Raw genomic sequence first — 22,829 nt, forward strand, 5'->3', positions numbered from 1 at the left:
CTAGTTTTTGTGACTAGCTTTGTTTTTTTGTAGCGAAATGATAATTCCACCAGCTAATGACAGCGCAATAAATCCTAATGATACCCATTCTGGAAATTTAAAATGATGAATAAGCAACATCTTAATTCCAACAAATGTCAAAATTGCGATTAAACTATATTCTAAGTAACTGAAACGTTCCAACATATTTGCCAAAAAGAAGTACATCGAACGCAAACCAAGTATTGCAAAAATATTAGAACTAAATACTAAAAACGGATCGGAAGTAATGGCTAAAATAGCTGGAACGCTATCCATTGCAAAAAGTACGTCCATCAATTCAATCACGATAAGTGCTACAAATAAAGGTGTTGCAAACGTAATATTTCTTTTTTTGATGAAAAACTTTTGTCCTTCCATGTGCATTGTAACCGGAATTACTTTTCGCATGTTTCTAAAAATAAACGATTTCTTTGGATTAAATTGTTCATCTTCACCTTTAAATAGCATTTTGGCAGCCGTAAATATTAAGAATGCTCCAAAAATATAAGTCATCCAACTGAATTTATTAATAAGCAATACGCCAAAATAAATCATCAAACCTCTAAAGGCAATCGCACCAAGAATTCCCCAAAACAAAACTCGGTGTTGGTATTTTTGCGGGATTTTGAACGAAGCAAAGATTACGGCAATTACAAATATATTATCAACACTAAGCGATAATTCGATTAAATAACCAGTGATGTATTTCATCACAGCTAAGTTTGGTGTAAGATTGGTTGGGTTTTCGATATAATTATTTTGGTAAATCCAATAAATCACTCCAGAGAAAAGAAATGAAATTGTAACGAAAATTCCTGTCCATTTACCAGCTTCTTTAGAAGAAATAATATGAGGTGTTTTGTTGAAAACACCTAAGTCTAAAGCGAGGAAAAATAAAATAGCTGCAATAAAAATAATCCAAACTAGCATAGTAAAATATTTTTCTACAAATATAGCTTTTCAAAATTCAATTCCAACAGAAACAACTTCAAAAAACAATTTCAAAATTCAACTTCAACTTTCAAATTTTTTTCCGCACAGTTTGTCATTCCGTAGGAATCCCAAACATTGTTTGTTATTTTGTAGGAAATCTCAAAAAACAACTTCAAAAATCAATTACAATTATTGAAGTTGAATTTTGAAATTGATTTTTGAAGTTGAACTTTATTTTTAATTTTTTTATGAATTTTACCCCTAAAAAAATAGGGTATTTTTATTTTAAATTGAAAATAATTTTATATTTGCATCAAAATAATAGGGTATAACTTTTAAAAATAAATTTTTATGTCAACTTTACGTTTTCAAGCATTAAAAGATGCATCGGGTAGAAAACCGGTAAAATTTGAAGAAGCAGGAAGAAAATCTGATCTTTTTGGTTCAAATGTTTTCAATGACAAAGCAATGAAGCAATATCTAACTTCAGATGCTTATAAAGGTGTAAAAGATGCAGTTCAGCACGGAACAAAAATTGATAGAAAATTAGCCGATTATATCGCAATGGGTATGAAAGAATGGGCACTTTCTAAAGGTGTAACTCATTATACGCATTGGTTTCAACCACTAACAGGAACAACTGCTGAAAAGCATGATGCTTTCTTCGAAACGTCTTATGATGGTTCAGAAGTGGTAGAAAAATTTGGTGGCGGACAATTAGTACAACAAGAACCAGATGCTTCTTCTTTTCCAAATGGTGGAATTAGAAACACTTTCGAAGCTCGTGGATATACAGCTTGGGACCCAACTTCTCCAGCGTTTATTTTTGGAACTACTTTATGTATTCCAACGGTTTTCATTTCTTATACTGGTGAAGCTTTAGATTATAAAACTCCACTTTTACGTGCTTTGAATGCGGTTGATGAAGCGGCTACTGAGGTTTGTAAATATTTTGATAAAAACGTTAAAAAAGTAACAGCAACTTTAGGTTGGGAACAAGAATATTTCTTGGTAGATGCTTCTCTAGCAAATTCTCGTCCTGATTTAGTGATGACTGGAAGAACGTTACTTGGACATACTTCTGCAAAAGGACAACAATTAGACGACCATTATTTTGGTTCAATTCCGTCTCGTGCACTTAATTATATGAGAGAATTGGAAGAAGAATGTATGTTATTGGGAATTCCAGTAAAAACTCGCCATAACGAAGTAGCACCAAATCAATTTGAGTTGGCTCCAATTTTTGAAGAAACAAATTTAGCGGTTGACCACAACTCTTTATTGATGGATGTGATGTCTAAAGTTGGTGAGCGTCATGATTTTAAAGTACTTTTCCACGAAAAACCATTCAAAGGTGTAAATGGTTCTGGAAAACATAATAACTGGTCATTGGCAACAGATACTGGAGTGAATTTACTTTCACCAAGTAAAACCCCAATGAGCAATTTACAATTCTTATCGTTTTTTATTAATACCATTAAAGCGGTTCAAGAATATGAAGAATTAATGAGAGCTTCAATCGCTACTGCAAGTAATGACCATAGATTAGGAGCAAATGAAGCACCACCAGCAATTATTTCAGTATTTATTGGAGAACAATTGACTAAAGTTTTAGCGGAATTAGAAGGTGTTTCAAAAGGAAAACTTTCTCCAGAAGAAAAAACCGATTTAAAATTGAACGTTGTTGGTAAAATTCCAGATGTAATGTTGGATAACACCGATAGAAATAGAACATCACCATTTGCGTTTACAGGAAATAAATTTGAATTTAGAGCAGTTGGTTCTTCTGCAAATTGTGCTAACGCAATGACAACATTGAACTCAATCGTTGCAAAACAATTAAAAGATTTTAAGAGAGAAGTAGATGCTTTAATCGAGAAGAAAGACTTGAAAAAAGACGAAGCAATTTTCAACGTGTTAAGAGAATACATTAAAGAAACTAAAAACATCCTTTTTGAAGGCGATGGTTATAGCGATGCTTGGGAAAAAGAAGCTAAAAAACGTGGTTTGAGTAATCACAAAACTACGCCAGCGGCTTTGAAAGCTAAAGTTTCTAAAAAGGCTTTGGATTTATTTGGTGAATTAAACGTAATGAACCATGTTGAAGTAGAAGCGCGTTACGAAATCGAATTGGAAGAATACACTAAAAAAATCCAAATTGAAGGAAGAGTTTTAGGAGATATTGCTCGTAATCATGTAATTCCAACAGCTATTCGTTATCAAAATACATTGATTGAAAACGTTCGTGGATTGAAAGAAATCTTCGGAAAAGATTTTGAGAAAATTGCAAAGGAGCAAATCTCATTGATTAAAGAAATTTCTGCTCATATAGAAGGAATTAATTCAAATGTTGAAGCGATGACAGAAGCTCGTAAAAAAGCAAACGCCTTAACTGATGCTCAAAAAATGGCCGAAATGTACTGCGATAAAGTAAAACCATATTTCGAAGTTATTAGAGAACACTGTGATAAATTGGAACTTTTAGTTGACGATGAAGTTTGGACGTTGACTAAATACAGAGAGTTATTGTTTACACGATAGTTTCTTAAAAATAGATAGTGAAACCGGTATAATTATTATGCCGGTTTTTTTATTATGTTCTTATACTATTTTTCATTAACTTTCGTTAACTATAGTATGAATATGAAAACACTATTATTTCTTCTGTCTTTTTTTAGTATTACTTCAATTGTTTCTGCTCAAGAACAAATGGTAGTTTATTTTGATAGTAATAAACACGAACCTACTGTAAAAGAAAACCGAAAACTCCAACAATGGATTTTAGAAAATTCTAATTCTAAGATTTTAGCAATCAATGGATACACTGACGAAGATGGAAGTATTGGTTTCAATGATACTTTGGCAAAAAAACGAGTGAATTATATTTACAACGAAATCAAAGACAGAGTAAAAATTAGAGACGATTTTAAAACTCGAAGCTTTGGTAAACAGCACGAACAATCAGCTAATAAAGCAGAAAATAGGAGAGTGACTATTTATTATTTATTAGAAAAAGATTTGGCCAAAGAAAATGAAATCTTAGGCATTGAAGAAGTAAAAGCAGAAGTACCAAAACCTGAAATTGAATACCCTGAAAAAATGATTTTTGATAACCCTAACGGAACAAAATCAGAGTTTAAACTCGATAGAGAGTTTATGAAAAAAATAGGCAATTCGGTTGCAGGAGAGAAACTTAAGGTTGATAATTTAAACTTTATAATCAACACCTTTGCTGTTGCACCCGAGTCGCGAGGAAAACTCTATGAATTACTTTTAGTATTGCAAAACAACCCAAAATTAAAGATTGAAATTCAAGGACATTTGTGTTGTATGCCAACCGATAGATTGGATTTATCAACTAAAAGAGCCAAAGCAATTTATAATTTTTTGATAAACAACGAAATCTATCCTGGCAGATTGTCTTATAAAGGCTTTGGAAGTTCACAGCCAATTTATGCAATTCCTGAAAAGAACGAACATGAACGAGCAGCCAATAGAAGAGTAGAAATTTTAATTGTTTCCAATGATTAAAAGTATAAAGTATTTCCTCTTTTTGATTTCTTGCTTAAGTTTCGGACAAAGTAAAATGGATATTTATTTTGACTTCAATGCCGATGTTCCCAATAAAGAATCAATCCAGCAGCTAGACGATTTTTACAGTAATAAAAACATCGAAGTCATTAAAATTGAAGGTTTTTGTGATAGTATTGATACTAAAAATTACAACAAAGAATTAGCCGAAAGACGAGTAAAAAATATTCTCGATTTGCTAAAGAAAAACAACGTTGCGATTGCTGAAAATGTTTCGTTGATTTCCTATGGAAAAGATTTTGAACTTTCTGAAAATCAATCAGAAAACAGAAAAGTAGTTGTAACCTATTATGATACCGAAAGAGATTTTTTCCCCGAATCGGATATTCCAAAAAGTGAATTACTAAAGCGAATTAAAGAAGAAAAAAAGGCATTATCAGCCAAGTTTCAGAAAGTAAAAACGGGCGATTTTATCAGAATAAATAATATTCATTTTACCTTCAATTCCGAAAAAATCGTTCCCGAATCGTATGCTATTTTGGAAGAATTATATATGATTATGGTTGTTAATCCTAAAATGGTTATTAAGATTAACGGAAATATTTGTTGCAACCCAAATACTTCGGTTACAAAGCTTTCGTATCGTCGAGCGTTGAAGATTTTTAACTTTTTAAAAGACAGAGGAATTAATATCAATCGACTGGCGTATCATGGTTTTGGTAGTGGAAATCCAATTTATCCAATTCCAGAACAAAACGAAGAAGAACGAATTGCAAACCGCAGAGTGGAAATTTTAATTGTAAAAAAATAATGAAATATACAATTGTTTTCTTTTTTGCATTAATAACAAATTGTTTTGGACAAAAACAGTTTGAAGTTTTCTTTGACTTTAATCAAGATGTTCCAAATCAACAATCTATTTTGGATTTCAATCAATGGATTATTCAGAATAAAAACATCGAAGTGTTGAAGTTATCTGGGTTTTGCGATAGCGTTGATACTAGACAATACAATAAAGTTTTGGCAGAAAAACGTATTGAAAGTGTTTTTCAGTTATTAGAAAAAAGTGGCATTAAAATTAGTCAAAATATAGAACGAAATCCTTTGGGTAAAGATTTTAAACAATCAAAAGTTCAAGCAGAAAACAGAAAAGTTACTATTTTTTACAAAGAAGAAGAGCAAAAATCAATCGAAAGTGAACTAACAAAACAAATCAAAAACGCTAAAACAGGTGAAACAATAAAACTGCCTAACATTTATTTCTACAATAATTCTGCCCGTACTGTTCCAAAATCAGAACCAACATTGTATGAATTACTTTGTGCCATGGAAGAAAATCCTAAGCTGAAAATTGAAATTCAAGGACACATTTGTTGTCAATTAGTTACTGATGTTGGCGATGTTTCTACTGCAAGAGCAAAAGCTATCTACAACTTCTTGATTAGAAATAAAATTAGCAGAGAAAGAATGACTTTTAAAGGATTTGGAATCTCAAAACCAGTTCACAAAATCCCTGAAAGAAATGAAGATGAAGCCAATGAAAACCGCAGAGTTGAGATTTTGATTGTTGAAAATTAGAACGTTTTATCCCTATAATAATTAATCAACAAATCCACAAACTTGCTATAGCTATCAATTCCGTCTTCTTGTTGGTTAGACTTTAAATATTGATCATAAAAAGCATGAAAAGCTTTATCAATAAACGTATCATATTGTTTCCAAAAAGCTTCACTTTCTCGGTAGTTTTCAATAATTCCGGGATTGATTTTTTGCTTTAATTGTTCAAATAGTTTTTCATTTTTTGCGGCAATATTTCCTAAACAATATCGCAATGCGTTGGCATAAGCCGAATATTGAAAATACAAATCGTCATTTTTTATTCCGGCAAGAAAACCAATAAAATTACATTCACTTTCACTTCCAAAACCAATTTGATGTGCTATTTCATGACAAACCACATTTGGAAAACCATACATCGGTAATTTATCATTAACCTGAGCTTCATTAGTAAACGGATTAAGATAACCACCAAACCCCATATAAGTTAAAGGTAAACTTAGTAGCGATTTCTTCTGACTTGGAACGGAATAGCTGAAATATGAATGTTGTTTTGCCAAATGCTCATAACCGTTTTGTGTCATTTCAAACACTTGGTTTTGAGTATAAGGATTAGTTACTTTCTTCGTTTTGTCATTCGTAATCTTCAGTTGAATTTCATTCGTTTTGACAATCAGTTTTTTGGTGAAATTCAATAAATCTTCATCAGTATATTCTCGGCTGATTTGCATTTTCTCAAAAAGTGGCACACGATAATAATTCAATGCCCAAAGGAAATGAAACGCAAAATAAATCACCGAAATACAACTCAAAACACTTAGCGTTATATTTTTCCAACCCGTTTTCCTGTTTTTAATCAGCCAATAAATAGCATAAAGTATAGCAATCGAATAAATCAAATCACCAACAGAAAATGGAATCTTACCTAATAAAGTTCGGCTGATTTTAGAAATGTAAACATACAAACCATTGCTGTACCATTTCTCTACAAATTCAGGGAAATAAACTAAAATCTTCAGAAATACTATCTGAAAGACTAAAAATAACGGAAGAATATATTTTCGTTTCACGTCTTAAATTTGCTATAAAAATACTTATATTTAAAAAACTCCGTATTCTTTTTTGTAAATTTGTAATTCAATTTTATGATTTATGACACAAATCACTTTAAATATTCCAGATAACGAACTAGGTTTCTTTTTGAAACTTATAGAAAAATTTAATTACGAACCGTTGATTAATGATTTTTCTGTAAATCAAGAGATGAAAGAGTTGTTAGACGAAAGAAGAAATTCATCTGTTGAGGAAGATTATGTTGCTTGGGAAGAAGTTAAAAAACAAATTCGTTTTAAATCAAACAATGAGTTATAAGATTGTAATTGAACCCAGAGCAATTATAGATATTCAAGAAGCTGTTGATTATTATGATTTTAAACAAATTGGCTTAGGAGAATATTTTTATACCGCTTTAGAAGAACATATCGAAGTTTTAAAAATAAATCCCTTGTTTCAGGTTCGATATAAAGATTATCACGGACTTCCAATCAAAAAATTCCCATTTATAATTTTCTACTTTGTTGATGAAAAGAAGAAAATAGTCTACATAATCTCTGTTTTTAATACTTTTTTAAACCCAAATAAATATCCAAAATAACATACTAAAACAGGATGCACAAAGAAATTAAACTTTGTAACTTTGTCTTTTGAAATTTATAAACCAAACCATTTTCGTGAAATTTTTACCAATCAATTAATTTGTGGAAATTTGTGGAATTTGTGTTAAAATAACAATTTAATGAGCCAAGAAATTAGAAATCTGGAGCCAAAAGCGCTTTGGAATAAATTTGCCGATTTGAATGCCGTGCCACGTCCGTCTAAAAAAGAAGAACGTGTCATTGAATTCATGAAAAACTTCGGAAACAGTTTAGGATTAGAAACTTTTGAAGATGAAATCCGAAATGTAATTATCCGCAAACCAGCAACTCCGGGAATGGAAAACCGCAAAACCGTTGTCTTACAAGGACATTTGGATATGGTTCACCAAAAAAATAATGATACCGATTTTGATTTCCTTACGCAAGGAATTGAGATGTATGTTGACGGCGACTGGGTTCGAGCAAAAGGAACAACACTTGGTGCTGACAACGGACTTGGAGTTGCAGCAATCATGGCAATTCTAGAAAGCAAAGACATTCCTCATCCTGCCATTGATGCACTTTTCACGATTGATGAAGAAACCGGAATGACCGGAGCTTTGAACTTGAAAGGCGGAATTCTAAAAGGAGAAATTCTTTTAAATCTGGATACCGAAGAAGACGATGAAATCGACATCGGTTGTGCCGGTGGAATTGACGTTACCGCTACAAGAAAATACAACGAAGAAGAAACTCCAGAAGGTTCAAAAGGTTATACGATTACGGTAAAAGGTCTAAACGGCGGACATTCAGGAATGGATATTAACAAAGGTTTAGGTAATGCCAATAAGATTATGAACCGTCTTTTATTCGACGGATTTGAAAACTTTGGTCTTCAAATTGCCGAAATCAACGGCGGAAGTTTACGCAATGCTATTCCTAGAGAAAGCGTGGCTAAAGTAATCGTTGCCGGAATGTATGACGAAGCGTTTGTATTTGATATGCAAGAAATCATCAATGATATCAAAGCAGAATACAAAACAATGGAGCCAAATTTAACGATTGAAATCGCAAAATCAGATGTACCGTCAAAAGTAATGGATTTAGGTGTTCAGGAAGGTTTATTGCGAGCAATTTATGCTGCTCATAATGGCGTTTACAGGATGTCGGCTGATATGGCAGATTTAGTAGAAACATCAAACAATATTGCACGTGTTATTGTAAAAGATGGAGAAATATCTATTCAGAATTTAACACGTTCGTCGGTTGAAAGTTCTAAAATGGATTTGGCAAATGGATTGCGTTCGGCTTATGAATTATTTGGTTGCGAAGTAGAATTCAGCGGAAGCTATCCAGGTTGGACACCCAATGTGAATTCTGAAATACTAGATGTATTAGTCAATATCTACGAAAAACAAAATGGTTCAAAACCCAATGTTGTGGCTTGTCACGCTGGATTAGAATGCGGAATTCTTGGAACTAATTATCCAGGAATGGATATGATTTCATTTGGACCAACCATTCATGGTGCACATTCTCCAGATGAAAGAGCTTCAATTTCTTCTTCACAGAAGTTTTGGAAGTTTTACTTGGAGATTTTAGCGAATATTCCCGTGAAGAGTAACTAGTGAATAGTAAAAAGTAAATAGCAAACCTCGTTTAGAAATAGACGAGGTTTTTTTAATAATTTATCTTTTTAAGTTCGTCTTCTGTTGTTTCAAAGATTGTTTCTTTGTTTTCTTGAGTTATAAAAAAATCATTGGGAAGATAAAATTGGGTTAAAGATTTTTCATTATTCAAAACTTCTATTTTGTTTTTAAAAAGATTTGGGTTTTTAAATAAATTTAAGATTAGTTCTTTTGTAGCATTAGGATCTTGATAAACTATTTTTTTTACTTTGTCTGGAACTAAACTATCAAACATATTTTGGTCAATTCGTCTGTTAAAAGCTGGAAAAGAGTAACCTATTATAACTAATATTTCGGTTTCAGATAATACTGAATGTACTTTATTTGAAAAATCATCATTGGAATGTTCCCAAGAATATTTTATATAATTATCAAAATTAGTTTCTCCTTCAGTCAATGCGTTGTATAGAATTTTATTATTTTCCCAATATTCTTCAAAACTTGTAAATCTATTTTCGGTATCACCACTTTTTACATTATAAAATCCTCGATGACCATTCAAATGAAAAACATCATTATCAATTTTATTTTTTTGTATTTCTTTGAATTTAAATAGGTCATTTAATTCTTCATTCTTTATAAACTTACCATTATTAATAAAAAGTTTAAAGGTTTCTTCTAATTGTAAATCATAATTCCAACTAATAAATTTGAAATCACTATTTAGTTTAATTTCATTATTATTGTTTCTATCTAATAATATTGAAAAAAGAGATTTATATCTATTGTCTATTCTTTGATACTTCGGAAATATTGATGGAACAAATTTTTTTTCAAGTGGAAAATGTTTGTCATTAGAAAAATGATAATATCGTTCTTCATGGAAACTTTCCCATAAATCAAAAAAGACACTAACACACATTTTTAGCTTTTTCAATTCATCAGTTTCTCCATTAAGATGAAGTTTTTTTGCATAAGTATCAATGGTGTTATATTCTAAAGCTTTTTTACCAAAATAACCAATATGCCATAAAATTTGTGATTTGTTATCTGTAGGTATTTTAGAATTATCTTCATTTGTGAATTTTAAAGCAACCCCATAAGCATATTTTACAGGATCTATTTCGCGGAAGATTTTTTCAAGCTCAAATTCTGCAATTTTCATCATCATTTCTGCTTGTTTATCTAATATAGGGCAAGCGTTATAACTTGCTCCAGCACCTAATAAATATGTAATTTTTGCCATAAATTTTTTTTTCTAAATATATCATTTAATTCAAACCTTTCCTAAATTCAATTGGCGTAATTCCGGTTTTCTTTTTAAACAATCGGGTAAAATAGGAGTAATCCTCAAAACCCAATTCGTCTCCAATTTGATTAACGGATTTTATCGGATTTACTAAAAGGCGTTTGGTTTCAAGAATAACTCGATTGGTAATAATTTCGGTAACGGTTTGGTTTAATATTTCTTTGCAAATTCTGTTTAAGTGTTTTAAGGTTATATTCATAGCATCGGCATAAAACGATGGCGATTTTTCGGTTTTATAATGTTGTTCTAAAAGCTGTTCCAACTGATGTATTTTGTAATTATACGAATGCGAAACGTGATTAGAAATCGAAAGATATTTTCTGGAAATCTCGATATGAATACAATCCAAAAGATTTAATAATTTGTCTGTTTTCTTTGAAAAATCGGTTTGACTTTCGGAAATCATTAAATCAAAAAAAGGTTTGATTTTAGTGACTTCATTTTCATCCAAAATAATTTCGGGTTGGTTCATCACCGATTGATAAAACGGATAATCTTCCACTTTTTTATTGCCAAAATACAGATTGTACATTTCTTGCGAATAGAAGAAAATGTAACCATCAATGTCTTCGGATAATTGCCAGTTATGAATTTGTCCGGGTTGTAATACGAACAAACTTCCGGGTTTTATTTCATATTTAGCAAAATCAATTTCGTGTTTTCCTGTTCCGTTGGTAAACAAAACCAATAAATAAAAGTTGTGACGATGCGGTTTTTCTATAAAACTGTGCGCTTTTAAATGATTGGTAAACGTGTTGATATACAATTCATTTTTACCTAAATCAGTTTTAAAGTTATGAATGCTATAAATAGGATGTTGTTTCAAAATGTCTTTTTTGTGCTATTATTGGCGAATATACAAAACAATTCAATCAAATAACTGTAGTATCTTTGTCAAAAAAAAATAATGTTCAATAGCTTATACCATATTTTTCGAAACGAATGCCCAAGTTGTCATAAAGGAAAAGTCTTTGCCGACAAGAGTTTTTTCTTCAGCATGGGTTTTCCTAAAATGAATTCCCATTGCAGTTATTGTAACTATAAATTTGAAAAAGAACCGGGATATTTTTTCGGTGCTATGTTCGTCAGTTATGGTGTTGCCGTTTTAGAAGGATTGCTCACTTATTTTTGCATTCGTCCTTTTTTTGATAGTAATTTTGATTTATGGATGTTTCCAATTATTGCCTTTGTTTTGTTAAGTCTGACTTTTTTTAACATTCGATTTTCAAGAATGATTTGGATTTATATGTTCAAGAATTATTCGAATTGATGTTTGGTAATTATAAAGTTAAAAAGCGTTCACAATTGAACTTTTTTTTTATTTAATTTTTATACTTTTAATATAATTTTTACGTTATAAAGAAAAAGCCATTATATGAAAAAAATAGTGTTGTTGGTATTGTTATTGTCTTTGTTTTTTTCTTGTCAAAAAGAAGGCAAAATAGAAAATGTTGAGCGTGCGTTTTACTATTGGAAAGGCAATAGTTTAGGTCAAGAAAACCACAGTCAAATTGAAAAGTTAAAAGTAAAAAAGTTATACGTCAAGTTATTTGAAGTAGATTACAGTGAAACTCGTGGCAATTTCCCTTATGAAAAAAACAGACCAAGTGTTTATGATTTTAAAGAATTAGATTCGGTTGAAGTCGTGCCAACTATTTTTATTAAGAACGGAATTTTTCAGTATAATGACGAAAAGTCTTTGGACAAATTAGCCGATAATATTGTGTTTTTAATCAACAAATACAGTTCATCTGTTGACTATTCAGGAAAAAAGGAACAAATCTTTACTTACAACGAAATTCAAATTGATTGCGACTGGACAAAATCAACCAAAGACAGATACTTTTATTTGCTAAAAAAAATTAAAGCACTTTCGCAAAAAGAATTGAGTTGTACACTGCGATTATACCCGTATAAATATCAAGATATTATGGGAATTCCGCCAGTTGATAAAGCTACTTTAATGTGTTATAACTTAATCAAACCATTATCACAAAAAGACAAAAATTCTATCCTAGATATTGATGAATTAAAAAAATATTTGAACCAAAAGAAATCGTATCCATTGCATTTGGATATTGCATTACCAACATTTTATTGGACACAATTGTATCAAAATAATCGTTTCATGGAATTGATAAACTTGAGTACCAACGAAGTAAAAAGTTTTGCTAAAAACGTGAAACCGCTTTGGTATCAAGTAGAAAAAGACACTAGTATCAACTATCAAACCTATTTAAAACTTGGCGACCAATTAAAATGTGAAGACGTTTCTGTAAGTACTATTCAAGAAGCAATTTCAATTATAAAAAAGAATGTAAGCTTTGATAAGAACACCACAATCAGTTTATTTGATTTAGATAGCAGCACTTTTAAACAATATTCCAATGAAGAAATATCTAGTTTTTACGACGCTTTTACTAAGTAGTTTTAGTAACGTTTTTTCTTGTGGTTATTCGCCTTATGGTGAAGATATTCGATATTCACTTTTTTTGCCCGAATATTTTAAATATACCGATTTCATGGCATTCAATTATAATACTCAATTGTTTGGTTTTGATTATGAATATCAAAATCAATATGAGTCCAATGTAGATGATTGGTACAATTTTGTTCAAAAAAATGTTCCTGTTGAAGACATAAACGAATGTTTGAATACGTTAAAATTGACTGATATTAATATCAATTCTCAGAATAAGTTTCTGCAATATTTATACAAAAACAAATTAAACAATGTTATTCAATATCTTATCATCGCCAAACAATGTGAAGATGTAAACAATTTTGAATATGATGATCCGTGGGAAAGAGGCGAAACAAAAAGAGTTGATATTACGCCGTTTTTCAATAAGTTACAGCAACTAATCGATAAAGAAAGGAGTAACTATCTGAAACGAAAATATGCTTTTCTAACCATTAGAACTGCCTATTATAACGGAAACCGAAATCTGATAAATACACTTTTTGAAAAGCATTTTGCTCAAGGCAAAAAAGATTATCTCTATTATTGGGCATTGTATTTTAATGCATTTCAAAATGAAAATGCAAGCGTTGATATTGCTAATATTATGGCGTATTCTCCGGAAAAAAAATATGCAGCTTACTATTATTTTCATAACCAATTTAATCTTGAAAATGCTTTAGCTCACGCAAAATCAAATCAAGAAATTGCCAATATTTATGCCTATGCATCGGTGCAAAGAATTGAACCCAATTTGGATTATCTAAAAAATATTTATCAAAATAGTAACCAATCAAGAATTTTAGATTTTTTATTGTTGAGAGAAATTAACAAAATAGAGGATTGGATTTATACGCCATATTATACAAACTATTTGCCTTCTATTGAGTTTTCTGACTATTGGTGGAATGAAAATCAAGATATTGTTTACTCTACAGAAAAACTTCGTGAGCGTTCAGAAAAAGATAGAATGTATGCCAAGCAAGTTTTGGATTTTGTGAACTCGGTTGATTATTCCAAAATTAAAGACATTTCGTTGTGGAAAGCCGCTCAAATTCAATTGCTTTTTATGACAAAAGATTATGAAATATGTTTGAGTAAAATTAAGGCATTTGAAAAACAATTTTCAGATGAAAAAGTCTTTGCTCAAATAGAGAAAATAAAAGCGTTGTGCATTATTTCCAATCAAGAAATAGGCAAAGCAATCATTAAAGAAGAAGCCAAACCAATCATACTAAAATACTTAAATGACGAGCGATTTTTGTTTTCGTTAGGAAGAGAATTAGAGTTTAGGAATAATCTTCCAGATGCTATGGCGTTGATTGCGCATGGAAATCAAAAAGGTGATAAATATTTTGGAGATTATTATACAAATACAGTTGAATGGCAAGGCAATCGATTGAAAAATTCAGGAAACCTAAAATATTTTTATGAGTATTTTGATTATCTCGATTTTGTTTACAGTGCCAATGAAATGCAAATTGTAATCAATAAATTAAACACAAAAATAAGCGATGATTTTAGCAAAACAATTTACAGTCAATTATTGAAAGACAAAAATTACCTAACTGATTTATTAGGAACAAAATACATTCGTGAAAATAGATTGGTTCAAGCCGAAAGAACCTTCAAATCGTTAGGAAATAAATATTGGAACGAAAATTATAATTCTTGGGAAAGAGATAATTATGATGATTATTATACGTTTGATCAAAATCCATTTTATGATTTGAAGTACACGGAAAGTTTTATTCCCAAAAGAGAAAAATTTATAGTAACCAAATTATCGGTTACGCAGCATTTGATAAAGTATTTGAAGATTGCCAATAATCCAAAAACCAAAAACCGAGATTACTATTATTTCTTGGTTGCCAATTGTTACTTGAGTATGACACAATATGGAAATTCCTGGATGATGCGACGTTATAATTCAACTACAGATTTTAACGAAGGTAATAACGAATCGTATATTGATGAAATTGAATACCGAAACGGAAATTTAGCTCAAAAATATTATCATTTGGCATTTGAAAACGCAAAGACAGCAAAGTTTAAAGCATTATGCCTTCGAATGGAAGATTATGCAAAAGACAACGTTTTGAGTGATTACCCAAAACTAAAATCCGCTTATCCCGATTATTTTAACGATTTATCCAGTTGTGATAATCTTGAGGACTATTTCAAAGCTCGACGATAAAAAAAACTCCGAAAATTTAGACTGCCCCAAATAGTATCTAACTTTTTGGGGCTTGTTCAATTTGAGTGGTTTTTCAAAACAATTTTTAAACAAACAAAAGTATTAAAAACGGAACAATTAAACCAGCTGCTGCTAGTTTCCAACCTCTTTTATTGAAGGTTTTGTTTCCAACTTTAATCATCAATGCTCCAGTAATAGCGATGATAATTAATGAAATTCCAAAAATATCCGAATAATATATCCACCAATTAGAAGTGTTTTTGTGCAGCTTCATTGTTTGGCTAATAATAGGTGTTTTATTGAAGGAAACAATTTCACCTTTACCGGTTTCCATATCAATTTCAACATCATGTTTCTCGAAAGAAATTTTGAAGTTTCCTTTCTTAACCATTTGACGGCGAAACTTATCTTTAATTCCTAATTCTTTAGCTAAGTTTTCGGCATATTCATCATTAATTTGACTTTCTTCAGGCAATTTTACTTCAATAGATTGCGTTTCAATGGTATATTTTTCGGGATGCCACATTTCTCTGTGGTTCATTAATATTCCAGAAAATGCAAATGATATTATTAATCCGATATAAAAATACCCCAAATCTCGGTGTAAGTTTCTGATGGTTGCTTGTTTCATAATTAAAGTTTATAACGTAATGAAGCTAATATTTGTCTTGGAGCTATTGGGTTTACACTATAATTTTCATGTAAAGTGTAATTTAATTCATTCGTAATATTTGATAATTTACATAATAATGTGAATTTTTTCCATTCATATCCTACCGAAAAATCTATAGTAGCATAACCATCAACAGGAATTTCTCTATCCCAAACTCCGTTAGGATAACTTGGATTAATTTGATTGTTCCATCCAGCAATTCTGTTACCTATATAATTTCCTATTGCTCCAAATGACACATTTTTAAATATCCCGCTTGAAACAGTATAGAAGAAACTCAAATTAGCTGTGTTTTGTGGAGTTCTAGCAACACGATCACCTTCAATAAAACTTCCAGTTGCTCCAGTAGTTTTGGTAAAACGCATATCATTATAACTATATCCAGCAATAATATTAAACTCTTTTGTAGCTCTATAAGCAATATCAAATTCAATTCCTTTACCAGTTGTTTCGCCACTTAAAGCTTTAATATTGGTATTGCTATTTGGATTTCCGTTTACATCAAATTCTGCTGTTTGAGCCAAATTACTATTAATGATTTGATAATAAGTTACATTGGTAGAAAGTTTTCCTTTAAAAAATTCGTTTTTAATTCCAATTTCGTATTGGTCTATAATAGAAGGTTTTATAGCTTCGTTATCAATAGTTACACCAGTGTTTGGCGTAAATGAATTAGAATAACTTGTAAATAAAGTAATTGTTTTTGTTGGTTGATATACTAGTCCAACTTTTGGCGAAAAAGCTCTGTCGTTACGAATAGTTTCTTCGGTTTCGGTATTATCAACTTTATTATGAGTAACTGGTTTTGCTTCTTGATAAGAATATCTAATTCCTAATAACGCTTTAAATTTTTCACCAAATGAAATTAAATCTTGAGCATAAACTCCAAAACGATTAGTTTCTGTTTTAACTATTCTGGTAACTTCTGATGGCAAAACTGGTCCATCAAGTGAAGTATTGTATAAATTTGGATTAAAAATGTTTACAGTATCATAAATTGTTACCGTTGAATTATCTGCTGGATTATAAAATCTAAAAGTATAGTTATCCGCATTAGAAATTTCAGTATCAACACCTGTAAATAATTGGTGTTTAATTTTTCCAGTAGTAAACTTTCCTTGCAAACTTAATTGATTTGCAAAAATTTGTTCTTCGGCTCTTTGTCTTCCATAAGGACGATTCCAATCGCCGTTTGCAGCAGGTTGAATTCTTTCGGTTCCAATAGATGTTCTGTTAAAATCTTGAAACGAAGTATTAAAATTTAATTTCCAATTATTATTAAAATCATGGTTTACCAATACCGAAGTCGACATTTGTTTCGTGTTTCCATCAGACCATTTTGCTCCTAAATAAGCACTTCTTGGCACATCGGCAATTTCTTTTCCAATAGAACCAGTACCAAAATCGGGTGTCCAATCATCATTTAAATAATCACCTTGAATAGTTATTTCAGTTTTATCATTGATTTTAAATAAAAAAGACGGATTTACATAGTATCTTTTTTTGGTTACATAATCACGGAAACTTTCTGAATTTTCATAAGAACCATTAAATCGGAAAGCTATATTTTTATTAATTACTCCATATATATCGGCTGATGGTTTATAAAAACTATAACTTCCTGCTTGCATAGTGATTTCGCCACCTTTTTTAAAATTTGGGGTTTTTGTAACCATATTCAAAATTCCTCCTGGAGCTACATTTCCATATAAAAGTGCAGCACTTCCTTTTAAAATTTCTACTTTATCTAATGACGAAACCTCAGGAATAGAACCACCATTAAAACGGAACCCATTTTTAAACATATTATTAGAAGACATATCGTAACCTCTTGACCAAAATGATTCTTGCGCACCACCACGAGCAGATCCAACATAAATACCATTTGCATTTTTAACAACATCACTCAAACGAATAGATTGTTGTTGAAAAATAATATCTGAACCAATTATTTGAACTGCTTGTGGCAAATCAACTAGTTTTATTCCAGATCTCGAAACTGTAGAATTTGTTGGGTTATTTTTTCCATTAACAACAACTTCAGTTAGCTTTTTTACAGTATCATTTTCTGTAAAATAGGATACTTCATCAAAATTATCAGAATGTGCAGTTGCAGTTTCTTGAGCATGAAATTGTTGGTTAAAAAATAGTGTTAATCCGAAGGCAAGTATATAATTTTTCATCTTTATTTAGAATAATTTAAAATAACACCGCAAATATAATCCCGTTTTAATAAACGACAAATTTTATTTAGACTTATTTTAAATAAAATTTATAAACGATTGAAATTCTATAAATTAAAAAATAAAAAAACCTTGCGAAAGGCAAGGTTAGTGGTGTTTTTTAATAAAAAGAAACTTATTTTTTTGACATAGGATAACTTTCAGAAGATTGTTTTCCTTGTTGTTTTCCAGAAATTGTTGCTACAAGATTAGTGTCAGAAACTTTTTTGTACACAATTTTTTGAGGATAATCATGCGCTGGGTTTTCAAAAGCAAATTCGTTTTCAGTTTTACTTTCGGTCATTTTGAATTCAACAGGTTTGTTGTCATTTTGACCTTTTACTGTTGGGATATAAAGTAACGTTTCTCCTTTTTGAGTAAGTACAATTTCTTCAGAATGTAAAGTGTCTTTATCTTTAATAAAAAGTGTTTTTCCAGTAAAAGTACTATCGTTCGCTTTTATCCAAGTTTCGGTTAAATTACCTTCGGGCATTTTATTTTCCCATTCACCAACAAGCCAAGACATTTTCTCTAATTTTTCAAAAGATTTATTCGAAGAATCGGTTTTGCATGAAGTAAAGCAAATTGCAGCAATAATAGATGTAATAATGGTTGATTTCATAAGATTGAATTTGGAAAATGTAAATTTAAGAAACTTATTTATCATTTTGATATTTTGGAAAAAAAGGAACTCTTTTTCGTATTTCTGTAAATTTTTTATGAATAGGATATTGTCGGTTTGAAGTAATGTTATTGAAAAATAATGCCACAATAAGTAAAATTAAACTTCCAACAAGAACAGGCGAAACAACATACCAATAGCCTAAATTTTTAAGTTCCGCCGAGCCAGTAACAGCAATCAAAGCTGTTGCGCCACCTGGCGGATGAAGTGTTTTAGTTATTTGCATTAAAACAATTGATAATGAAACAGCCAATGGAGCTGTTATCCACAAAACATCGGGTACTATTTTTTGAATTGTTACACCAATAATAGCCGAAACCAAATGTCCACCAATTAGATTTCGAGGTTGTGCCAAAGGACTTTGAATTACACCATAAACCAATACACTCGATGCTCCAAACGAACCAATAAGATAAATCACATCCGATTTTGGTAACGTTTGCGATTGCAAATAAGCAATAATTCCAATCCCAATAAATGAACCTAAAAAAGCCCAAAAATGCTCTTCGGTATTAATTAAAGTTTCTTTGTAGAGAATGTAGCGTGTTTTTCGATAACTTCTTCTAATTTTTTTAGTAGGCATAATTATGACTTTAAATTGACCAAACTATAATTGTAAACCGTATAAGGAAAAATCATTTTTGAGGTGTATTTTGCAATCAATGAAACCATTAAAATTGGAAAAAATAAAGTATAATCATTTATCATTCCACAAACTAAAAATAAAGCAGTAAATGGAGCTTGAATGCTAGCGCTCAAAACAGCTGCCATACCAATAATCATAAAGTTAATAGGAATTACATTGGTGTGAAAATATGTATTCAAAATTGTAGCAACAAATAATCCTAAAAATGCTCCAATAAATAAACTTGGAGCAAAAACACCGCCATCGCCACCAGCAACTAATGTTGCTGATGTTAAAATTGGTTTCAATAAAATAATTCCAATTAAAGTGGCAAACCAAGCCAATGTGATAACAGGAGTTGAGTTTGCAAAAATTTCTTTGATAGCATGATAACCATCACCATATAGTTGAGGTAAAACCAATAATCCGATGCTTAAAATAATAGAGCCAATTATTATTTTATGGAATTGAGTTTTCAGTTTACTAAATTTTGATTTGAAAAATAAAACCGTTTTTGTCAAGTAAACCGAATTTACTCCAGCTAAAATTCCAAGTAGAATAAAGTAAGGAATAGCATGATAATGCCAAGTAGTTAAGGCAACAGTAAACAATGCTTTTTCATCAAAAAACAGCAATAAAGCAGAAGCAATAATAATGGCAATTCCATTGGTTAAAAAGAATGTTTTGTTCAGTTTTTTTGTAATCACTTCTATAGAAAATAAAATTCCAGCAATAGGACTTCCAAATAAAACGGTAATTCCAGCAGTAATTCCAGTACAGATTAATTCGGTTTTGTATTTTTTAAAAATAGTTTCTTTCTCAGGAACAACATTACCAATTGCTGCGGTTGCTACAACAGTAGAAACTTCAATTCCAGTAGAACCACCAAAAACAACAGTTATTAATCCGTTTAAAAAATGAGAAGGGATTTTATAAATAGGTAAAGTTTTGGATCTAAATTGTGTACAAGCAAAAATTTCAGTAATACCTTGATTGCTTTTTTTCTTAAACAAATAATACCTTAAAAAATAAATTAATGACAATCCAAAAATTGGAAAAACAAGAAAGAAAATCCAGTTATTTTCGGCTCTTAAAAAGAAAATAGCTTCATAATGTTCGGTTATGTGTTTTAAAGCTAATCCTAAAAAAGCAGAAAGAAAGCTAACTAAAACTGAAGCTATGACTAATTTTTTTGTAAAAATAAAAGAAGAATTGGGAGTGTTTTTTGCTTGATGTATCATCAGTATGAATAATCTGTTTCTACAAAAGTACTAAATCATTATTCGAAATACTTTAAATAACATCTTAAACTGTCCTTAAGAAGTGTAAACTTGAAGCAAAAAGTTGTATTTTTGCACTCTTAAAAATAGAAAGACAAGACAATGTTAGAAAGATTGCAATATGTAAAACAACGTTTCGACGAGATTTCGGATTTGATTATTCAACCCGATGTTATTGCCGATCAAAAACGTTATGTACAATTAAATCAAGAATATAAAGGATTAAAAGCGTTAATGGAAAAACGCGAGGAATTGATTAACGTTACCGGAAATATCAATGAAGCTAACGAAATTCTTGCGGATGGTTCTGATGCTGAAATGGTAGAAATGGCCAAAATGCAGTTGGACGAAGCCAAAGAACGTTTACCAGAACTGGAAGAAGAAATCAAATTCATGTTGATACCAAAAGATCCAGAAGATGCTAAAAATGTAATGGTAGAAATACGTGCCGGAACTGGTGGCGACGAAGCTTCAATTTTTGCTGGAGATTTATTCAGAATGTACACAAAATACTGCGAAGCTCGCGGTTGGAGAACATCGGTTGTAGATATGAACGAAGGAACATCAGGAGGTTTCAAAGAGATAATTTTTGAAGTAACAGGCGAAGACGTTTATGGAACATTGAAGTTTGAAGCTGGAGTTCACCGCGTACAACGTGTTCCACAAACCGAAACACAAGGTCGTGTTCACACCTCGGCAGCAACAGTTATGGTTTTACCAGAAGCCGAAGAATTTGACGTACAAATCGATATGAACGACGTTCGTGTTGACTTTTTCTGTTCATCTGGTCCAGGCGGACAATCGGTAAATACTACAAAATCGGCAGTTCGATTAACACACATTCCAACAGGTTTGGTGGCACAATGTCAAGACCAAAAATCGCAACATAAAAATAAAGACAAAGCTTTAGAAGTTTTACGTTCAAGATTATACGAGCAAGAATTGGCAAAAAAACAAGCCGAAGATGCGACAAAACGTACTTCTCAAGTAAGTTCTGGAGATCGTTCTGCAAAAATCCGTACCTATAATTATGCACAAGGTCGTGTGACCGATCATAGAGTTGGTTTGGACGTTTTTGATATGGATGGCGTTATGAACGGAAAAATCCAAAAATTTGTCGACGAACTTCAGTTGGTCAACAACATGGAAAAACTAAAAGAAAGCGAAGTTTTCTAAAAATAGAAAAGGCAGAAAGTTGTTAAACTTGTCTGCCTTTTCTCCCCCAAAGATTACTTAACCTAACTATTTTTTTGCGTTTGCATTCTCTTCTGATTTTGCACCCATTCGATTAACGGTATACATTGGTGCAAATTTTAATTTTAAACCAGCAATTTTCATATTGTCTTTGCTAGTTAATCCTTGTTTTTCAACAGTATTTTTTCTTGAATCCAATGCTTCATAAAGCAATTTAATTTCATCCCAATCTTCTCTTGAATAAGTATCTTTGTTCTTTTGAACTGTTGTTACAAATTGATCGTAAACAGCCAAGATATTGTCTTTGTTTACCCATTCAAATTTCATATCGTCATGTATGAATTGTGTTCCAAAAAGTTCTTTATTTCTTGTTAATTGAGCATTTTTTGCATCAATTTCAGCTTTCTTTACTAGAATATCTTTTTTGAAATCTTCATATCTGATACCAACAGCCGCAAACTTTTTTTCAAATTCATCTTTATTATCTAGTTGATTGATTTCGCTTTTTAAAGCAGTTGTTTTGTTGTCGAATTCCTTTTCAATTTCATTCCATTTAGAAACTATTTCATCAGATTTTTCAAGAGTTAAAGAATCTAAATATTTTGAATAGCTTTCTGTAAGTTTTTCAACTTTAACTTGTTGTTCATCTTTACATGAAATCAGTAAAGCTACGATTGAAAATAGGGCAAAGGGTTTTATCAAAATTTTCATGATTTTTATTTTTTAAAGTTTAAATCCGTAGGCAATTCTCAACGATATAAGTCCTAAACCTTCTTTGATAGTATTATTTTTTTCTACAGGAAAATCGTTGAAGTGATCGTATCTTAAAGAAATATCAATTTTATCGGTTGCATATCCAATAGTTGGACTTAACATCAATGA

At 30.9% G+C, this 22,829-nt stretch carries 22 protein-coding genes; 11 read left to right on the top strand and 11 right to left on the bottom strand.

Translation table 11 applies throughout. The annotated features are described in order from the left end of the window. Positions 1 to 951, bottom strand: coding sequence for a TerC family protein (locus G6042_RS04975; RefSeq protein WP_169523203.1), 951 nt, complete (start codon positions 949 to 951; stop codon positions 1 to 3). A 354-nt stretch (positions 952 to 1,305) separates the two neighbouring features. Here G6042_RS04975 and G6042_RS04980 point away from each other — a divergent pair, with 354 nt between their 5' ends. The 4 genes from G6042_RS04980 (at position 1,306) to G6042_RS04995 (ending at position 6,063) form a co-directional block, all read left to right on the top strand. Next, on the top strand, positions 1,306 to 3,495 hold the full coding sequence (locus G6042_RS04980; protein ID WP_169523204.1) for a glutamine synthetase III family protein: 2,190 nt from the start codon (positions 1,306 to 1,308) through the stop codon (positions 3,493 to 3,495). A 102-nt stretch (positions 3,496 to 3,597) separates the two neighbouring features. Then, a complete protein-coding gene (locus G6042_RS04985; protein ID WP_169523205.1) occupies positions 3,598 to 4,485 on the top strand; it encodes an OmpA family protein in 888 nt (295 codons plus the stop codon). A 55-nt stretch (positions 4,486 to 4,540) separates the two neighbouring features. After that, positions 4,541 to 5,296, top strand: coding sequence for an OmpA family protein (locus G6042_RS04990; RefSeq protein WP_169523206.1), 756 nt, complete (start codon positions 4,541 to 4,543; stop codon positions 5,294 to 5,296). Continuing rightward, positions 5,296 to 6,063, top strand: a complete 768-nt coding sequence (locus G6042_RS04995) for an OmpA family protein (RefSeq protein WP_169523207.1) — start codon at positions 5,296 to 5,298, stop codon at positions 6,061 to 6,063. Before G6042_RS04990 ends, G6042_RS04995 begins: the two co-directional genes overlap by 1 nt. On the opposite strand, the gene G6042_RS05000 is transcribed toward G6042_RS04995, so the two are convergent. Further along, positions 6,060 to 7,112: a DUF3810 domain-containing protein gene (locus tag G6042_RS05000; protein WP_169523208.1), complete on the bottom strand. Its 1,053-nt coding sequence runs from the start codon at positions 7,110 to 7,112 to the stop codon at positions 6,060 to 6,062. The two genes, G6042_RS04995 and G6042_RS05000, sit on opposite strands and share 4 nt — an antisense overlap. Positions 7,113 to 7,194: 82 nt before the next feature. Between G6042_RS05000 and G6042_RS05005 the strand changes: the two genes are divergently transcribed. The 3 genes from G6042_RS05005 to G6042_RS05015 all read left to right on the top strand — a co-directional run bounded on the left by G6042_RS05005 (position 7,195) and on the right by G6042_RS05015 (position 9,304). Beyond that, a complete protein-coding gene (locus G6042_RS05005; protein WP_169523209.1) occupies positions 7,195 to 7,413 on the top strand; it encodes a hypothetical protein in 219 nt (72 codons plus the stop codon). After that, positions 7,403 to 7,696, top strand: coding sequence for a type II toxin-antitoxin system RelE/ParE family toxin (locus G6042_RS05010; RefSeq protein ID WP_169523210.1), 294 nt, complete (start codon positions 7,403 to 7,405; stop codon positions 7,694 to 7,696). The genes G6042_RS05005 and G6042_RS05010 overlap by 11 nt, the downstream gene beginning before the upstream one ends. A 141-nt stretch (positions 7,697 to 7,837) precedes the next feature. Continuing rightward, positions 7,838 to 9,304, top strand: a complete 1,467-nt coding sequence (locus tag G6042_RS05015; RefSeq protein WP_169523211.1) for an aminoacyl-histidine dipeptidase — start codon at positions 7,838 to 7,840, stop codon at positions 9,302 to 9,304. Between the two features lie 52 nt (positions 9,305 to 9,356). On the opposite strand, the gene G6042_RS05020 is transcribed toward G6042_RS05015, so the two are convergent. Together G6042_RS05020 and G6042_RS05025 are read right to left on the bottom strand one after the other, a co-directional pair. Then, entirely contained in the window at positions 9,357 to 10,550 is a 1,194-nt protein-coding gene (locus tag G6042_RS05020) for a hypothetical protein (protein ID WP_169523212.1), read from the bottom strand. 25 nt (positions 10,551 to 10,575) lie between these two features. Next, a complete protein-coding gene (locus G6042_RS05025; protein WP_169523213.1) occupies positions 10,576 to 11,439 on the bottom strand; it encodes an AraC family transcriptional regulator in 864 nt (287 codons plus the stop codon). Positions 11,440 to 11,625: 186 nt separating this feature from the next. On the opposite strand from G6042_RS05025, the gene G6042_RS05030 reads away from it, so the two are divergent. The 3 genes from G6042_RS05030 to G6042_RS05040 all read left to right on the top strand — a co-directional run bounded on the left by G6042_RS05030 (position 11,626) and on the right by G6042_RS05040 (position 15,271). After that, positions 11,626 to 11,883, top strand: coding sequence for a DUF983 domain-containing protein (locus G6042_RS05030; protein WP_235933195.1), 258 nt, complete (start codon positions 11,626 to 11,628; stop codon positions 11,881 to 11,883). A 105-nt stretch (positions 11,884 to 11,988) separates the two neighbouring features. Beyond that, a complete protein-coding gene (locus G6042_RS05035) occupies positions 11,989 to 13,041 on the top strand; it encodes a hypothetical protein (protein ID WP_169523215.1) in 1,053 nt (350 codons plus the stop codon). Beyond that, on the top strand, positions 13,001 to 15,271 hold the full coding sequence (locus G6042_RS05040; RefSeq protein ID WP_169523216.1) for a hypothetical protein: 2,271 nt from the start codon (positions 13,001 to 13,003) through the stop codon (positions 15,269 to 15,271). Before G6042_RS05035 ends, G6042_RS05040 begins: the two co-directional genes overlap by 41 nt. 85 nt (positions 15,272 to 15,356) lie before the next feature. Here the strand turns inward: G6042_RS05040 and G6042_RS05045 are convergent, their stop codons facing one another. From G6042_RS05045 to G6042_RS05065, 5 genes are all read right to left on the bottom strand, one after another. Next, positions 15,357 to 15,902 carry a PepSY-associated TM helix domain-containing protein gene (locus G6042_RS05045; protein WP_169523217.1) on the bottom strand — a complete coding sequence of 182 codons (546 nt, stop codon included), beginning with the start codon at positions 15,900 to 15,902 and terminating at the stop codon, positions 15,357 to 15,359. Positions 15,903 to 15,904: 2 nt separating this feature from the next. Next, a complete protein-coding gene (locus G6042_RS05050; protein ID WP_169523218.1) occupies positions 15,905 to 18,127 on the bottom strand; it encodes a TonB-dependent siderophore receptor in 2,223 nt (740 codons plus the stop codon). A gap of 175 nt (positions 18,128 to 18,302) precedes the next feature. After that, entirely contained in the window at positions 18,303 to 18,788 is a 486-nt protein-coding gene (locus tag G6042_RS05055) for a DUF6265 family protein (protein ID WP_169523219.1), read from the bottom strand. 34 nt (positions 18,789 to 18,822) lie between these two features. Then, positions 18,823 to 19,431 (bottom strand): HPP family protein, encoded by a 609-nt coding sequence (locus G6042_RS05060; protein WP_169523220.1) that lies wholly within the window; start codon positions 19,429 to 19,431, stop codon positions 18,823 to 18,825. A gap of 2 nt (positions 19,432 to 19,433) precedes the next feature. Beyond that, entirely contained in the window at positions 19,434 to 20,714 is a 1,281-nt protein-coding gene (locus G6042_RS05065; protein WP_169523221.1) for a chloride channel protein, read from the bottom strand. 141 nt (positions 20,715 to 20,855) lie between these two features. Here G6042_RS05065 and prfA point away from each other — a divergent pair, with 141 nt between their 5' ends. Further along, complete coding sequence (gene prfA, locus G6042_RS05070; RefSeq protein ID WP_169523222.1) at positions 20,856 to 21,929, top strand: peptide chain release factor 1; 1,074 nt, start codon at positions 20,856 to 20,858, stop codon at positions 21,927 to 21,929. Between the two features lie 66 nt (positions 21,930 to 21,995). Here the strand turns inward: prfA and G6042_RS05075 are convergent, their stop codons facing one another. Beyond that, positions 21,996 to 22,658, bottom strand: coding sequence for a DUF6565 domain-containing protein (locus tag G6042_RS05075; RefSeq protein WP_169523223.1), 663 nt, complete (start codon positions 22,656 to 22,658; stop codon positions 21,996 to 21,998). Between the two features lie 12 nt (positions 22,659 to 22,670). Continuing rightward, complete coding sequence (locus G6042_RS14550; protein WP_317168044.1) at positions 22,671 to 22,823, bottom strand: hypothetical protein; 153 nt, start codon at positions 22,821 to 22,823, stop codon at positions 22,671 to 22,673. Positions 22,824 to 22,829: the final 6 nt, after the last annotated feature.

This window comes from Flavobacterium solisilvae (assembly GCF_012911605.1).
GTDB classification, from domain to species: domain Bacteria; phylum Bacteroidota; class Bacteroidia; order Flavobacteriales; family Flavobacteriaceae; genus Flavobacterium; species Flavobacterium solisilvae.

Bases quoted from the DNA above. Each gene is read 5' to 3' on its own strand.
- G6042_RS05020 (WP_169523212.1), bottom strand. From the start codon at position 10,550: ATGGCAAAAATTACATATTTATTAGGTGCTGGAGCAAGTTATAACGCT.
- G6042_RS05050 (WP_169523218.1), bottom strand. From the start codon at position 18,127: ATGAAAAATTATATACTTGCCTTCGGATTAACACTATTTTTTAACCAA.
- G6042_RS04990 (WP_169523206.1), top strand. From the start codon at position 4,541: ATGGATATTTATTTTGACTTCAATGCCGATGTTCCCAATAAAGAATCA.
- G6042_RS05055 (WP_169523219.1), bottom strand. From the start codon at position 18,788: ATGAAATCAACCATTATTACATCTATTATTGCTGCAATTTGCTTTACT.
- G6042_RS04975 (WP_169523203.1), bottom strand. From the start codon at position 951: ATGCTAGTTTGGATTATTTTTATTGCAGCTATTTTATTTTTCCTCGCT.
- G6042_RS05015 (WP_169523211.1), top strand. From the start codon at position 7,838: ATGAGCCAAGAAATTAGAAATCTGGAGCCAAAAGCGCTTTGGAATAAA.
- G6042_RS05065 (WP_169523221.1), bottom strand. From the start codon at position 20,714: ATGATACATCAAGCAAAAAACACTCCCAATTCTTCTTTTATTTTTACA.
- prfA (WP_169523222.1), top strand. From the start codon at position 20,856: ATGTTAGAAAGATTGCAATATGTAAAACAACGTTTCGACGAGATTTCG.
- G6042_RS05075 (WP_169523223.1), bottom strand. From the start codon at position 22,658: ATGAAAATTTTGATAAAACCCTTTGCCCTATTTTCAATCGTAGCTTTA.
- G6042_RS04980 (WP_169523204.1), top strand. From the start codon at position 1,306: ATGTCAACTTTACGTTTTCAAGCATTAAAAGATGCATCGGGTAGAAAA.
- G6042_RS04985 (WP_169523205.1), top strand. From the start codon at position 3,598: ATGAAAACACTATTATTTCTTCTGTCTTTTTTTAGTATTACTTCAATT.
- G6042_RS04995 (WP_169523207.1), top strand. From the start codon at position 5,296: ATGAAATATACAATTGTTTTCTTTTTTGCATTAATAACAAATTGTTTT.
- G6042_RS05005 (WP_169523209.1), top strand. From the start codon at position 7,195: ATGACACAAATCACTTTAAATATTCCAGATAACGAACTAGGTTTCTTT.
- G6042_RS05040 (WP_169523216.1), top strand. From the start codon at position 13,001: ATGAAGAAATATCTAGTTTTTACGACGCTTTTACTAAGTAGTTTTAGT.
- G6042_RS05010 (WP_169523210.1), top strand. From the start codon at position 7,403: ATGAGTTATAAGATTGTAATTGAACCCAGAGCAATTATAGATATTCAA.
- G6042_RS14550 (WP_317168044.1), bottom strand. From the start codon at position 22,823: ATGTTAAGTCCAACTATTGGATATGCAACCGATAAAATTGATATTTCT.
- G6042_RS05030 (WP_235933195.1), top strand. From the start codon at position 11,626: ATGAATTCCCATTGCAGTTATTGTAACTATAAATTTGAAAAAGAACCG.
- G6042_RS05060 (WP_169523220.1), bottom strand. From the start codon at position 19,431: ATGCCTACTAAAAAAATTAGAAGAAGTTATCGAAAAACACGCTACATT.
- G6042_RS05045 (WP_169523217.1), bottom strand. From the start codon at position 15,902: ATGAAACAAGCAACCATCAGAAACTTACACCGAGATTTGGGGTATTTT.
- G6042_RS05035 (WP_169523215.1), top strand. From the start codon at position 11,989: ATGAAAAAAATAGTGTTGTTGGTATTGTTATTGTCTTTGTTTTTTTCT.